General features: G+C 70.0%; 13 protein-coding genes. 2 read left to right on the top strand and 11 right to left on the bottom strand.

Annotation, left to right across the window (positions count from 1 at the left end):
• Window positions 1-26: 26 nt before the first annotated feature.
• From ACYVLV_RS18960 to ACYVLV_RS18945, 4 genes are read right to left on the bottom strand one after another with little or no spacing between them, the layout of a single operon-like run.
• Window positions 27-743 carry an SRPBCC family protein gene (locus tag ACYVLV_RS18960; RefSeq protein ID WP_460812819.1) on the bottom strand — a complete coding sequence of 239 codons (717 nt, stop codon included), beginning with the start codon at window positions 741-743 and terminating at the stop codon, window positions 27-29.
• 7 nt (window positions 744-750) lie between these two features.
• Entirely contained in the window at window positions 751-1,605 is an 855-nt protein-coding gene (locus ACYVLV_RS18955; protein WP_460812816.1) for an FAD binding domain-containing protein, read from the bottom strand.
• The gene (locus tag ACYVLV_RS18950) at window positions 1,602-4,082 is read right to left on the bottom strand and encodes a xanthine dehydrogenase family protein molybdopterin-binding subunit (protein WP_460812814.1); all 2,481 of its coding nucleotides are present in this window, start codon (window positions 4,080-4,082) and stop codon (window positions 1,602-1,604) included. Before ACYVLV_RS18950 ends, ACYVLV_RS18955 begins: the two co-directional genes overlap by 4 nt.
• Complete coding sequence (locus ACYVLV_RS18945) at window positions 4,079-4,561, bottom strand: (2Fe-2S)-binding protein (RefSeq protein ID WP_460812811.1); 483 nt, start codon at window positions 4,559-4,561, stop codon at window positions 4,079-4,081. The genes ACYVLV_RS18950 and ACYVLV_RS18945 overlap by 4 nt, the downstream gene beginning before the upstream one ends.
• 119 nt (window positions 4,562-4,680) lie before the next feature.
• On the opposite strand from ACYVLV_RS18945, the gene ACYVLV_RS18940 reads away from it, so the two are divergent.
• Window positions 4,681-5,883: a benzoate/H(+) symporter BenE family transporter gene (locus ACYVLV_RS18940; RefSeq protein WP_460813091.1), complete on the top strand. Its 1,203-nt coding sequence runs from the start codon at window positions 4,681-4,683 to the stop codon at window positions 5,881-5,883.
• On the opposite strand, the gene ACYVLV_RS18935 is transcribed toward ACYVLV_RS18940, so the two are convergent.
• From ACYVLV_RS18935 to ACYVLV_RS18920, 4 genes are all read right to left on the bottom strand, one after another.
• On the bottom strand, window positions 5,852-7,090 hold the full coding sequence (locus ACYVLV_RS18935) for a winged helix-turn-helix domain-containing protein (protein WP_460812809.1): 1,239 nt from the start codon (window positions 7,088-7,090) through the stop codon (window positions 5,852-5,854). The two genes, ACYVLV_RS18940 and ACYVLV_RS18935, sit on opposite strands and share 32 nt — an antisense overlap.
• Window positions 7,091-7,165: 75 nt before the next feature.
• Window positions 7,166-8,350, bottom strand: coding sequence for an XdhC family protein (locus ACYVLV_RS18930; RefSeq protein ID WP_460812806.1), 1,185 nt, complete (start codon window positions 8,348-8,350; stop codon window positions 7,166-7,168).
• Window positions 8,343-9,464: a vWA domain-containing protein gene (locus tag ACYVLV_RS18925; protein ID WP_460812804.1), complete on the bottom strand. Its 1,122-nt coding sequence runs from the start codon at window positions 9,462-9,464 to the stop codon at window positions 8,343-8,345. The genes ACYVLV_RS18930 and ACYVLV_RS18925 overlap by 8 nt, the downstream gene beginning before the upstream one ends.
• Window positions 9,461-10,366, bottom strand: a complete 906-nt coding sequence (locus ACYVLV_RS18920; RefSeq protein ID WP_460812801.1) for an AAA family ATPase — start codon at window positions 10,364-10,366, stop codon at window positions 9,461-9,463. Before ACYVLV_RS18920 ends, ACYVLV_RS18925 begins: the two co-directional genes overlap by 4 nt.
• A gap of 84 nt (window positions 10,367-10,450) precedes the next feature.
• Here ACYVLV_RS18920 and ACYVLV_RS18915 point away from each other — a divergent pair, with 84 nt between their 5' ends.
• Complete coding sequence (locus tag ACYVLV_RS18915) at window positions 10,451-10,831, top strand: DUF3253 domain-containing protein (RefSeq protein ID WP_460812798.1); 381 nt, start codon at window positions 10,451-10,453, stop codon at window positions 10,829-10,831.
• 84 nt (window positions 10,832-10,915) lie between these two features.
• Here the strand turns inward: ACYVLV_RS18915 and ACYVLV_RS18910 are convergent, their stop codons facing one another.
• Genes ACYVLV_RS18910 through ACYVLV_RS18900 form a run of 3 tightly spaced genes read right to left on the bottom strand, consistent with a single transcriptional unit; the run spans window position 10,916 to window position 12,699 of the window.
• Window positions 10,916-11,491, bottom strand: coding sequence for a nucleotidyltransferase family protein (locus tag ACYVLV_RS18910; RefSeq protein WP_460812794.1), 576 nt, complete (start codon window positions 11,489-11,491; stop codon window positions 10,916-10,918).
• Between the two features lie 3 nt (window positions 11,492-11,494).
• Entirely contained in the window at window positions 11,495-12,145 is a 651-nt protein-coding gene (locus ACYVLV_RS18905) for a hypothetical protein (RefSeq protein ID WP_460812792.1), read from the bottom strand.
• The gene (locus ACYVLV_RS18900; protein WP_460812790.1) at window positions 12,142-12,699 is read right to left on the bottom strand and encodes an RNA polymerase sigma factor; all 558 of its coding nucleotides are present in this window, start codon (window positions 12,697-12,699) and stop codon (window positions 12,142-12,144) included. The genes ACYVLV_RS18905 and ACYVLV_RS18900 overlap by 4 nt, the downstream gene beginning before the upstream one ends.
• Between the last annotated feature and the right edge of the window lie 79 nt (window positions 12,700-12,778).

The following is a 12,778-nucleotide window of genomic DNA, read 5'->3' as shown; positions in this document are numbered from 1 at the left end:
GCGTCACATCTTGCTGGATCGATCGATCAGCTTCGGCGCTTGAGCCACCCGAGGATCGCCAACACCGCGAGGACGGCGGCCACCTGCTTGCCGTAGGACTTCAGCAACACCGGAATCACTGCGGCACCCAGGTTCAGTGAGTCGTCGGTGGGAGGTGGGTTCTTGGTCGGCCTTGAACCCGGCTGGGAAACCGGGCGGGGGGCGGCTTGCATCGCCTCGATCTGGGGTTCGGTCGAGGTCTGCACCTCGGTCACGAGTGCTCCCTGTCCCGGCCGATCCACTTCAGCGGTGTCCCCACCGCCACTGAGCCGTTCCTCGAGGCACGCCACGAACTGCCCGAGGAGCTTGTCGGACACGTCCTGCATCACGCCGCGTCCGAACTGAGCCGGTTTGCCGGTGATGGCGAGGTCGGTGACGACCCGTACGTCGGTGCCACCGTCGGCGCCCGCCGTCATCGACAGGTCGACCTTGGCGCCCGCCGTACCGTTGCCGCGCTTGTCCTTCCCCTTGGCGTCCACCCTGAAGGTGTGGGCCGCCTCGTCCTTGTCGATGAAGGTGCCCGAGCCGTTGTAGACCAGGGCGATCGGGCCGAGTTTCACCTTCACCGAGCCGGCGAAGGAGTCTGCGTCCGCCGAGGTCACCGTGGCACCGGGGAAGCACTCCCCGACCGCCTTGATGTCGCCGAAGTGGTCCCAGGTCTCCTGCACCGACGTCGGGACGGTGAATGTGTGCGTCAGATCCATACAGGCCTCACGCTCCTGCGGCCGCGAGGACCGCCCGACGGGTCAGCACGGTGGCCAGGTGGTTGCGGTAGCCCGTGTCGCCGTTGAGGTCCGCGGGCGCGTTGGTGCCCTCGGTGGCGTGGGCCGCTGCTGCCCCGACCGCGTCGGCCGTGGCGGGTTGCCCGACCAGGGCCTGCTCGACGGCGCGTGCACGCAACGGGGTCGAGCCCATGTTGGTCAGCCCGATCTTCGCCTCGGCGATGGTGTCGCCCTCCATGCGGATCGCGGCGGCGACCGCCACGATCGGCCACTGGTGGGCGACGCGGACGAACTTCTCGTACCGCACTCCCCAGCCGGTGTGCTTGGGGATCCGGATCTCGGTGAGGATCTCGTCCTCACCGATCGCGGTCTCGAAGAGGTCGACGAAGAAGTCATCGGCCGCCACGGTGCGGGTGCCGCCCGACCCGGCGATCACGAACTCCGCGCCCAGCGCCAACGCTGGGGCGCCGAGGTCCCCGGCGGGGTCGGCGTGGGCCAGGGCCCCACCGAAGGTCCCCCGGTGCCGGATCTGTACGTCGGCCAGGTGCTCCACCGCTGCGTGGATCAGGGCCGCGTGCTCGGCGACCAGCGGGTCCGAGCCGACCACTGAGTGCGGGGTCATCGCGCCGATGACGATGGCGTCGCCGTCGTCGCGTACGCCGCGCAGGGAGTCGATCTTGCCGAGGTCGATGACCATCTCGGGGGCGTTGAGCCGCAACCGCAGGACCGGGAGCAGGCTCTGCCCACCGGCCAGGATCTTGGCCTCGTCACCGTGCTCGGCCAGGGCCGAGAGCGCCTCCTCGACCGAGGTCGGGGCCAGGTAGTCGAACTTTACGGGGATCATGCGCCTGCTCCGTCGGTGTCGAAGTGGGGCATAGCGGCACCTTCGGTGGGTTCGGTCCCACCACCGCCAGCTCCCTGAATCGCCTTCCACACCCGTTCGGGCGTGCAGGGCATCTGGATGTCGTTGATCCCGAGGTGCCGGATCGCGTCCACGACCGAGTTGACGACCGCGGGGGTCGAGGCGATCGTGCCGGCTTCACCCACACCCTTGGTGCCCAGCGTGTTGGTCGTCGCCGGGGTGGTGGTGTGGTCGAGGTCGAAGGAGATCGTGTCGGCCGACGTCGGCAGCAGGTAGTCCACGAACGACCCGGAGACCAGGGTCCCGGCGTCGTCGTACACCGCCTCCTCCCAGAGGGCCTGGGCGATCCCCTGCACGAGTCCGCCGTGCAACTGACCGGCGACGATCAGCGGGTTGATGATGTTGCCGATGTCGTCGCAGGCGGCGTACTTGCGCATCTTGATCTGCCCGGTCTCGGTGTCGACCTCCACCGCACACAGGTGCGTGCCGTGGGGGTAGTTGAAGTTCACCGGGTCGAACGTGGCGTCGGAGTCCAAGGACGGCTCCACCCCGTCGGGCAGGTTGTGGGCCGCGAAGGTCGCCAGCGCGATCTCGGCCATGGCCAGACCCTGGTCGGTGCCCTTGACCGTGAACTTCCCGGCGCTGAACTCCACGTCGTCCTCAGAGGCCTCCAGCAGGTGGGCGGCGATGACCTTGGCCTTCTCGATGACCTTGTCGGCCGCCTTGACCAGTGCCTCACCTCCGACGACCAACGACCGTGAGCCGTAGGTGTCCATCCCCTTGTGGGAGATTGCGGTGTCACCGGCGAGGACCTCGACATCCTCGAAAGCCACGCCGAGGCGGTCGGCCACGATCTGACTGAAGGCGGTGCTGTGTCCCTGTCCGTGGGCGGTGGCCCCGGTGAGGACCTCGACCTTGCCCGTGGGCAGCATCCGAACGCTGGCGTGCTCCCAGCCTCCGGCGCCGTAGTCCAGGGAGCCCAGGACCCGTGAGGGCGCCAGTCCGCACATCTCGGTGAAGGTGGAGACACCGATGCCGAGTTGGATCGGGTCCCCGGCGTCGCGGCGCTGCTTCTGCTCGGCCCGCAACTCGTCGTACCCGAACATCTCCTTGGCGCGCGCGGTGGCGGCCTCGTAGTTGCCGGAGTCGTACTCCAGTCCGGCGACGCTGGTGAACGGGAACTCCTCGGCGGTGATCCAGTTCTTCTCCCGGATCACCAAGGGGTCCACGCCCACCTCGGCGGCGAGCTCGTCCATGATCCGCTCGATGCCGAAGGTCGCCTCCGGTCGGCCGGCGCCGCGGTAGGCGTCGGTCCAGGTCTTGTTGGTCAGCACGGTCTGGCAGTTGAACTGGTAGGCCGGGAACTTGTAGATCGCGTTGAACATGAACGCGCCCAGGACCGGTACGCCGCCGCCGATCAGCGAGACGTGCGAGCCGAGGTCGGCAAGCAGTTCGACCTTGAACCCGGTGACGCTGCCGTCCTTCTCCGCCGACAGGGTCAGCTTCTGCCACTGGTCGCGGCCGTGGTGGCCGGCGACGAGGGACTCCGAGCGGGTCTCGGTGTACTTGATCGGCTTGCCGAGCTTGCGGGCCACCAGGAAGGTGATGAACTCCTCCGGCGTGGTCTGCAGCTTGCCGCCGAACCCGCCGCCCACGTCGGGGGCGATGACGCGGATCTTGGACTCCGACACCCCGGTCACCGCGGCGAGCAGGAACTTCAGGATGTGCGGGATCTGGGTGGCCGACCACATGGTGATCTGCTCACCGGTCGGGTCGACCACGGTGGAGCGGGGCTCCATGAAGGCGGGGATCAGGCGCTGTTGGCGGTACTCCCGCTCGATGACGATCCCGTCCTCGCGGGCCTTGGCGATCGCCTCGTCGACGTTGCCGCCGGTGCCGGCCTGTTCGGAGTCGAAGATCCACAGGGCCGACTTGTTGGTGCCGAGCTCGGGGTGCGCGAGGGCGCCACCGTTCTCGGGGGTGGCCTCCGCTGCGGCCTTGAGCTCGATCGCGGCGGGCAGTTCCTCGTAGTCGACGTCGACCAGTTCGGCGGCGTCGCGGGCCTCCGCGGCGCTGCGGGCCACGACGACGGCGACGATCTCACCGGCGAAGGTGGCTCGGTCGACCGCGATCGGGGGGTGCACCGGGGTGACCTGATCGGGGGTGATCGGCCACGCGTTCGGAAGACCGCCCTGTTCGTCGGCGACCTCGGCGCCGGTGATCACCGTGATGACGTTGGTGGCCGCCTTGGCCTCGTCGGTGTTGATCGCAGTGATCTTGGCGTGCGCGAACGGGCTGCGCACCATGGCGAGGTGCAACATCCCGGGAAGGGTCAGGTTGTCGGTCCACCGGGTGCGACCGGTGATCAGACGCTGGTCCTCCTTACGGCGGCGGTCCTTGCCGATCTCGCGTTCGGGCTCGACCGATCCCTGGATCATCTGGTCCTCGGTGACGGTCATGAGGAGGCCCCCGATCCGGCGTTCTGGCTGGCCGCGTGCTGCACGGCCTTGACGATGTTGTGGTAGCCGGTGCAGCGGCACAGGTTGCCCTCGAGCCCGAGGCGGATCTCCTGCTCGGAGGGGTCCGGGTTCTCGGCCAGCAGGTCGACGCTCTGCATGATCATGCCGGGGGTGCAGAAGCCGCACTGGAGGCCGTGGCACTCGCGGAAGGATTCCTGGACCTGGTGCAACTCGCCGTCCTTGGCGAGGCCCTCGATGGTGGTCACGTCGGCGCCGTCGGCCTGGACGGCCAGCACGTTGCAGGACTTCACGCTCTGACCGTTCAGATGCACGGTGCAGGCCCCGCAGTTGCTGGTGTCGCAACCGATCACGGTGCCGGTCTTGCCGAGCTTCTCCCGGAGGTACTGCACCAGCAGCATCCGGGGTTCGACCTCGTCGGAGACCGAGGCCCCGTCTACGTTGAGACTGATCTTCGCCATGCTCTCTGCGCTCCCTTACTGTGACCTGGGTCATGCCGTCTTGGGTGACCGTAGGCCGCGGTGGTTGGTTGTGGGTTGGATCGTCATCCGGCAGCCCAGGGACCTAGCCTGCTCCCGTGATGGAGCGCAGTGACACCACCCCGATCGCGGCCGGAGTGGTCACCGCCGTGGTCGGTTTCACCTCCTCCTTCGCGGTCGTCCTCACCGGTCTGGCGGCGGTGGGCGCAACGGCCCAACAGGCGGCCTCGGGGCTACTGACCCTGTGTGTGGCGCAGGCCCTCGGTATGTACTGGCTCGCCTGGCGTCACCGCACCCCGATCTCCCTGGCCTGGTCGACCCCGGGAGCCGCACTGCTGGCCACCTCGGGTGCGTTGGCGGGCGGCTGGTCGGCCGCCGTCGGCGCCTTCCTCGTCGTGGCCGGTCTGATCACCCTCACCGGTCTCTGGCCTCGATTGGGCGACCTGGTCTCGGCCATCCCGCCGGCGCTGGCCCGAGCCATGCTGGCCGGCGTACTCCTGCCGTTGTGCCTGGTGCCCGTCACCGCCGTGGCCGACACCCCTGGACTCGTGGGGCCGGTCATCGCGACGTGGCTGGCGTTGCTGGTGGTGGCACGCCGGTGGGCCGTTCCCGGTGCGCTGGTGGTCGCCCTCGTGGTGATCCTGGTGACGGCCGGTTCCTCGGTCGCGCCCGCCGATCTCCTCCCGACCCTCACCGCGACCGCGCCGACGTGGAGCCTCAGCGCAATGATCGGCCTGGCCGTCCCGCTGTACGTCGTCACGATGGCCTCGCAGAACGTCCCGGGGGTCGCGGTGATGACCAGCTACGGCTACCGCGTTCCCTGGCGCGAGACCATGGGCGTCACGGGCGTCGGCACCGGGTTGGGCGCGGTCTTCGGCGGGTTCACGATCAACCTGGCCGCGATCACCGCAGCCCTGTCCGCGGGGCCGGACGCGGGACCGGATCGCGACCGCCGGTGGTTGGCCTCGATGAGTGCCGCGACGACGTACCTGGTGCTGGCGGGTGGGGCGGCGGCGCTGACCGCCCTCGTGGCGGCTGCTCCGGGCCAGATCGTCCAGGCCGCGGCCGGACTCGCCCTCCTCGGGACGCTGGCCACCTCACTGTCCGGCGCACTGAACGACCCCGAGCACGGAGACCGGGACCGGGAGGCCGCGATCGTGACGTTCGTGGTAGCCGCCTCCGGAATCACCATCCTGGGGGTCGCCGCGGCGTTCTGGGCGCTGGCCGCCGGACTGGCGGTGCGGGCGGTGCTCGCCCTTCCGTCCGGGAGGGTCAGTGCGAGGCGGCCGCGAGCTTCCCCTTGAGCAGCGGCTTGGCCGGGTGGGCGTCGACCCCGATGGAGGCCAGACACCGCTCGACGACCTCGGTGTCGTAGGGGGCGAGTTCGGCGTACCGCAGGACGGCGAAGGGCTGCGGGTCAGCGAGCAGTGCCTCCCGTAGTGCGACCGCGACGTACTCGGCGAGTTCGTTGAGGGCCGGGGAGTTCGTGCCGGGCATCAGGTCCCCGCCGTAGGCGTCGACAGCCTCGGCGACGCAGCCGCGCCGGAGCAGAGCCAGCACGTGGTCGACGTCGGTGGCCACCGGCATCAGGAGGCGGTAGGGGCGGCTGCCGAGCTGTCCACCGAGCGCTGCCCGCAGGTGCGAGACCTCGGCCTTGAGGGTGGAGAAGGTGACCGCCTGGTCGCCGTAGACCAGTGCGTGGAGTTGTTCGAGGGAGAGGCCCTCCGGGTGCAGGGCCAGCAACGCCAGCACCTCGGTCTGCCGGCGGTTGAGCAGCAGCCGCTGACCGTCGAGCAGCACCTCGGCGGTGCCCAGGAGGGTCATCACCAGCCCGGGGTCGGTCGTGATCTCGTGGGCGGAGGGTCGGTAGGTCGAGTGCGGGACCGCTGACTCGATCAGGCGCGCCATCACCCGTGCCGTGGCCAACCCGATCGGGTGGCTGCGGTCCCAGGTGGTCGACAGGTCGATGACGCCGAGCTGCACTCCGGTCTTCGGGTCGTGGAGCGGTGCGGCCCAGCAGACCCAGTTGTGGACGACCGGAGCGTAGTGCTCGGCGGAGAAGACCATCGACGACTCGTTGGTCTCGTTGGCCAGGGCCAACGCGTTGGTGCCCATCGAGCGCTCGTCCCAGCGTCCGCCGGGGACGAAGTTGACCGACTCGGCCTTGCGTCGCATCACGCGGCCGCCGTAGGTCCACAGGACCCGGGTCTGCGCGTCGGTGACGGCCAGAACCAGGTCACCGTCCTCGGCGGTACGCCGCAGCTCCGCCTCGACCCCCTCCACCGCCACCTGGAGCGGCGAGTCCTTCCAGATGGAAGCGGTCTCGCTCTCGTCGGCCAGGGGCGCCTCGACCACGTCGGTGGGGACGGTGGCCGATCGGTTCCAGCTGGTGAGAATCTCCGGGCGGACCTGCGATTCCGCCTGATCCCCCCGCTCCACGAAAGTCGTCCAGGCGGCCAGAGCCGCGCGCTTGCGTGCGTGAAGGTCGTGGTCGGCCGCTGTCTGGCTCACGCGGCAGACGGTAGCACCGCGGGTGTGAGCCCGGTCACGAGCGCGGAGGTCGGATTCGCCTCGTGAGCTGCGTCCTCAGGTGTCGTGATGGATCCGTCCCTCCCGCTCCGCTAGCCGGTCCCCGGTGCCGCCCCAGCGGCTCGCCACGATCTCGGCGGCGATGCTGATCGCGGTCTCCTCCGGCGTGCGAGCACCGAGGTCGAGGCCGATGGGACTCGAGAGGCAGCCGATCTCGTCATCGGTCAGACCCTGTTCGCGCAACCGGGCGAGCCGGTCGTCGTGGGTACGACGAGAACCCATGGCGCCGACGTACGCCACCTCGGGCAGGCGCAGGGCGACCTCCAGAAGCGGTACGTCGAACTTCGGGTCGTGGGTCAGCACGGTGATCACCGTCCGCTGGTCGATGCGACCGGCTTCCTGCTCGGCGGAGAGGTAGCGGTGCGGCCAGTCGACGATGACCTCGTCGGCGTGCGGGAACCGGCTGGCCGTCGCGAAGATCGGCCGAGCGTCGCAGACCGTGACGTCGTACCCCAGGAACTCGCCCACGCGGGCGACCGCGGCGGCGAAGTCGATCGCCCCGAAGACCAGGAGCCGCGGCTTGGGCGCGAAGGACCACACGAACACCCGCATCCCCTCACCCCGACGCTCCCCGTCCGGACCGTAGGAGAGCGTCGCGCTGGTCCCCGTCGCCAACAGCCCCAGCACATCGTCGTGCACCGCGTCGTCGGCCCGCGTGCTCGTCAACTGGGGTAGTCCCTGACGTTTATGCGAGGTTTCCGGCGTGTCGTTCGCAGAAACGTCAGGGACTATCCCGGTGGTGGGGTCGGGGCGGACGATGAGGCGGCGGCCCAGGATCGTCGGGTCGGGGTGGTCGATGACGGTGGCCAGGGCGACCGGGCGACCGGCCTCGATATCGGCGGCGATCTCGCCGAGCTCGGGGAAGGTCTCCCGTGAGATCTTCTCCACCCAGACATCCAGGATGCCGCCGCAGGTCAGTCCGACGGCGAAGGCGTCGTCGTCCGAGACGCCGTACCGCTCCAGGACGGGTTCACCCGAGAGGACCACGGACTGGGCCATCTCGTAGACCGCTCCCTCCACGCAGCCGCCGGAGACCGACCCGACCGCGGAGGCGTCCGGGCCGACGAGCATGGAGGCTCCCGGCGGTCGTGGCGCCGAGTGGAAGGTGGCCACCACGGTGCCGACGCCGATCGTCTCTCCGGCCTCCCACCACTGCATCAACTCAGTGAGCACCTCACGCACGGGCCACTACCTCCATCAGTTCGGCGTACGTCGCCAGCGAGTGGCCGGCCAGAAAATCGTCCACGTGGGGCAACACTGCCACCACGCCCTGTTGGATCGGTTCGTAGCCGACCTTCCCCCGGTGGGGATTGACCCACACCACCCGATGGGCCATTCGTTGCAGCCGAGCCATCTGCTCGCCCAGGAGCGCGGCGTCCCCGCGCTCCCAGCCGTCGCTGAACACCACCACGACCGCACCTCGAGCCATCCCACGGCGACCCCACCGGTCCAGGAAGATCGCCAGGGTCTCCCCCAGCCGGGTGCCCCCTGACCAGTCCGGGACGGTGTCCCCCGCGGCGATCAGCGCCCGCTCGGCGTCCTTGGACGACAGGGCCCGGGTCAGGTGGGTCAGACGGGTGCCGACGGTGAAGACCTCGACCGCGTGCCGACCTCCGGGGCCGCCCGCGGTGGCACCCACCATCCGGTGAGCCAACCGCAGGAGGGCGTCGGCGTACCCGCTCATGGAACCGGAGACGTCGATCAACAGCACGACCCGTCGCGGTCGTACGCCGCGCCGGCGCCACCGGATCTCGGCCGGCTCGCCCATCCTGCGCAGGCTGGCCCGGAGAGTCCGGGCGGCGTCCACGTCACCGCGGTGCCAACTCTGGTGGCGCGCCGTACGACGCACGGGGGCTCGGGGACGCAGGGTGGAGAACATGCTGGCCAGGCGGTGCTTCTCGGCCGCAGACAGCGAAGCGATGTCGCGCTGGCGCAACACCTCCGCCTCGCTCGCCATCGCTCGCACCACTTCCTCCTCGGCCTCGGACCCGCTGCCGCCGTCCGCGTCCGACTCGGGCAGGTCGGAGAAACTCGGCACACTCGGCGCCGCGGGCTTGGCGCGCGGGAGCCCCTCGCGGGAGTTGAAGTAGGCCTCGAAGACCTGGTCGAACCGCACCAGGTCGTCGGGTGAGCCGCACAGGGTGGCCCGGCCGGCGGCGTGGGTGGCGCGGGCGTCAGCAGCACCGACGCAGGCCACGGCGGCGAGGAAGTTCTGCGCCCGGTCCTGGGTGACGGGCACTCCAGACGCGCGCACCGCTGCGGCGAAGCCGAGCAGGATCTCGTCGGCGTCCCTCACGTACGCAACATCTGGTCGAGCGCCTGTTTGACCCGATCGGTGTCCTCGCGGTACTTCACCAACGCCCCCAAGGTCCGCGCGGATGACTCGAGGTCGACCTCGGTGGCCCCGAGATGATCCAACGCCCGGGCCCAGTCCAGGGTCTCGGCCACCCCGGGAGGCTTCTCGAGGTCGTGACGGTCCCGCAGCCGCTGCACGATGCCGACGACCTGTTCGGCCAACTGCGCCGACACCTCCGGCGCCCGGGAACGGACGATCGCGATCTCTCGCTCCAGGCCCGGGTGATCGATCCAGTGGTAGAGGCACCGTCGCTTGAGGGCGTCGTGGAGTTCGCGGGTCCGGTTGGAGGTCAGAACCACGATCGGCGGCTCGGCGGCGGTGACGGTGCCGAGCTCGGGGATGGTGACCTGGTAGGTCGACAGGACCTCCAGGAGGAACGCCTCGAACTCGTCGTCGGCGCGGTCCACCTCGTCGATGAGCAGAACCGCGGGGCTCTGTTGGAGTGCGGCCAGGACGGGACGGGCCAGCAGGAAGCGCTCGTCGTACAGGCTCTTCTCGGTCGACTCGACGTCCGCGGCGGCTCCGCCCCCGGCGGCCTCCAGGGCCCGCAGATGCAGGATCTGGCGGGGAAAGTCCCAGTCGTAGAGCGCCTGGGTCGCGTCGATGCCCTCGTAGCACTGCAGCCGGATCAGGGGTACGTCGAGGCTCTGGGCCAGCGCCTCGGCCAGGGCGGTCTTCCCGGTGCCCGGCTCCCCTTCGAGCAGCAGCGGTCGTTGCATCCGGTGGGACAGAAAGGTGATGGTGGCCAGGTCGTCGTCGCAGAGGTAGCCCGTCGCGGCCAGTCGTTCGGCGATCGCCGCGGGGCTGGAGGGCGCCGGCAGCGGCGGGGTGACGGGAAGCATGATGGCGAGGTTATCCACGGTGGTGTTGGTCGTCGGTTGGTCAAGGTCGGCCACAGGGTTGATCGGGGTGGGAACAATGAAGCGGTGGCTCCTCCAGAACCCAAGACCTGCGCGGCGTGCGGGCGTCGCATCGAGTGGCGCAAGAAGTGGGAACGCGACTGGGACCAGGTGCGCTACTGCTCGACCGCGTGCCGCCGACGCGGCGTGAGCGAGGTGGACACCGATCTGGAGAAAGCGATCGTCGACCTGCTGGCCGCCCGGGCCGCCGACAAGACGATCTGTCCTTCCGAAGCCGCCCGACAGGTGGGCACCGAACGCGAGACGGACTGGCGTGAGCTCATGGAGCCCGCCCGCCGGGCCGCCCGCCGCTTGGTCGACGCCGGCACCGTGGAGATCACCCAGGCCGGTCACGTGGTCGATCCGTCGACCGCGAAGGGACCGATCCGGATCCGCCGGGCACGCTGACGCGCGGACGGGAACCGAACTACTGACAGAACAATGCGAAAAGAGCGGATTCCGGCCCTTTTCGGCCCGAATCCGATCGTTCTGTCAGTAGTTCGGCGAGCGATCGGGGTTCTCCGGAGTGTCCTGGTCGCGTCCCGTCGCGAGGTCGCCGCACTCGACACCGGCCACCTCGTGCGTGCGCAGATACGGCTTGGCCCCGTCATCACCTTCCGCGACGGCGGCGACAGCGACCCAGTGGTCGCGGCCGAGAAGCACCGGGTGACCCGGTCGGCCGTCGTAGACCGCACGGCTCAGGGTGTGGGACTCCGCGCCCGCCGCGAGCACCCGGCGGACCACGTCGGCGCTCACGTCGGGCAGGTCGACGAGAGTGATCACGACGGCTGACGCATCGGTCAACGCTGCGAGGCCCGCGCGCAGAGAGGCCGACTGGCCCTCGGCCCAGTCCTCGGCCACGACCACGGCGACCCCGTCCGGGACGAGGTCGCGCGCCTGCTCGGCCTGCGCCCCCAGCACCACGGTGACCTCCGAGCAGCCGGCGTCCCGCAGCACGTCGACGGTACGCCGCAGCCACGAGGTCCCGTCGGGCGCGTGAACCAGGGCCTTCGGACGACCCATTCGGCTGCCCGCACCCGCGGCCAGGACGAGGCCTGAGACTCCCACCGGTCAGCCGCCGAAGGCGTCCACGTAGAGCTGCTCCAGGTCCGGCGAGTAGGGGCCCGAGAATCCGCAGACGGTGACCCGACCGTCAACGGCGGAGACGAGGTAGCGCTCGCCCACCTGGAAGTCGACCGCCGCGATCAGCGGTGAAAGCGCGGCTGCCGGGGACTCCACCCTGACCTCCTCGACCTCCGAACCGGCATAAACGAGGGTCGGGTCCAGCACCACCGCGGTGTCGTCGATCTCGCGCACGACGCCGTCGAAGGCGACGTCCACCCCACCCAGGGTGGTTGCGTTGGGAACCGCGCAACGGCCGACCGTCTCTCCCGGGGCGCTCAGGACCACCACATCCGCCCCGCCCGGCACCTCGGAAGGCGTCTGCTCCGGGGTGGCAACGGGGTCGGTAGCTGTCGGGACCACCGGGTCGTCCTCGCCACCCAGGACGAACGCGCCGCCGACCCCGATCAGGACGACGGCCGCAGCAGCGGCAACCAGCAGGAGCCGGGAGGGCGACGAGGCGGTTCGACTACGGGGCTGCTCGTTCTGCTCGGTCATGATCTCCTCCAACAGGCGGTTCGACCCGGTCGGGTCGAGGGGCGGCAGGTCGGCCGCGGGGTCGATCCGGCGCAGTCGTGCTCGCAGGTCGTCGTCGTTCATCGCGGTCTCCGTTCCTCTGCTGGTTCATGTCCGGCACCGGGGTCGATCTTTCCTGGTCGCTCGATCTCCTCGCGGAGATTCGCCTTGGCGCGGTGGAGACGGATCGAGGCGGCGTTCGCGCTGATGTCGAGGACCTGTGCGATCTCGGCGGCGCCCAGTTCCTCCCACGCCCAGAGGCGAAGCAGTTCGGACTGCGCCGGGGGCAGCGCGGCCAGCGCTCGGCTGAGATCCTCGAAGTCCGGCGTCTCGGGCGCGGTCTCGACCGGCGGGTCGACCGTCGCGACCCGGGCGGCGAGTCGCTGTTGGCGGCGTACCCCACGATGGGCGTTGGCCAGGGCGTTCCGGGCCACGCCGTAGGCCCAGGGCAAAGCTTCCTCAGACGTGGTTCCCGGCAGGTCCTCACGCCGCCGCCAGCACACCAGCAGCGTGTCGGCCAGGACATCGGCGGCGGTGTCGGGGTCGGTACGCCGCACCAGGAACCGGCGCAGCGGCTCGATCAACCCCCGCGCGACCTCCTCGAGGCGCGCCTCGGAGCCGGGCGCAGGTGTGGACACACGGCCCACCGTAGCGACCGCCGGCCGCCCACAGCCCACCGACAGTGAGGCGCTTCGGCAGCCTGTGGATGACGGTTCG

Source organism: Nocardioides salsibiostraticola (assembly GCF_054783655.1).
This window is presented reverse-complemented; position numbering and strand designations above follow the sequence as displayed.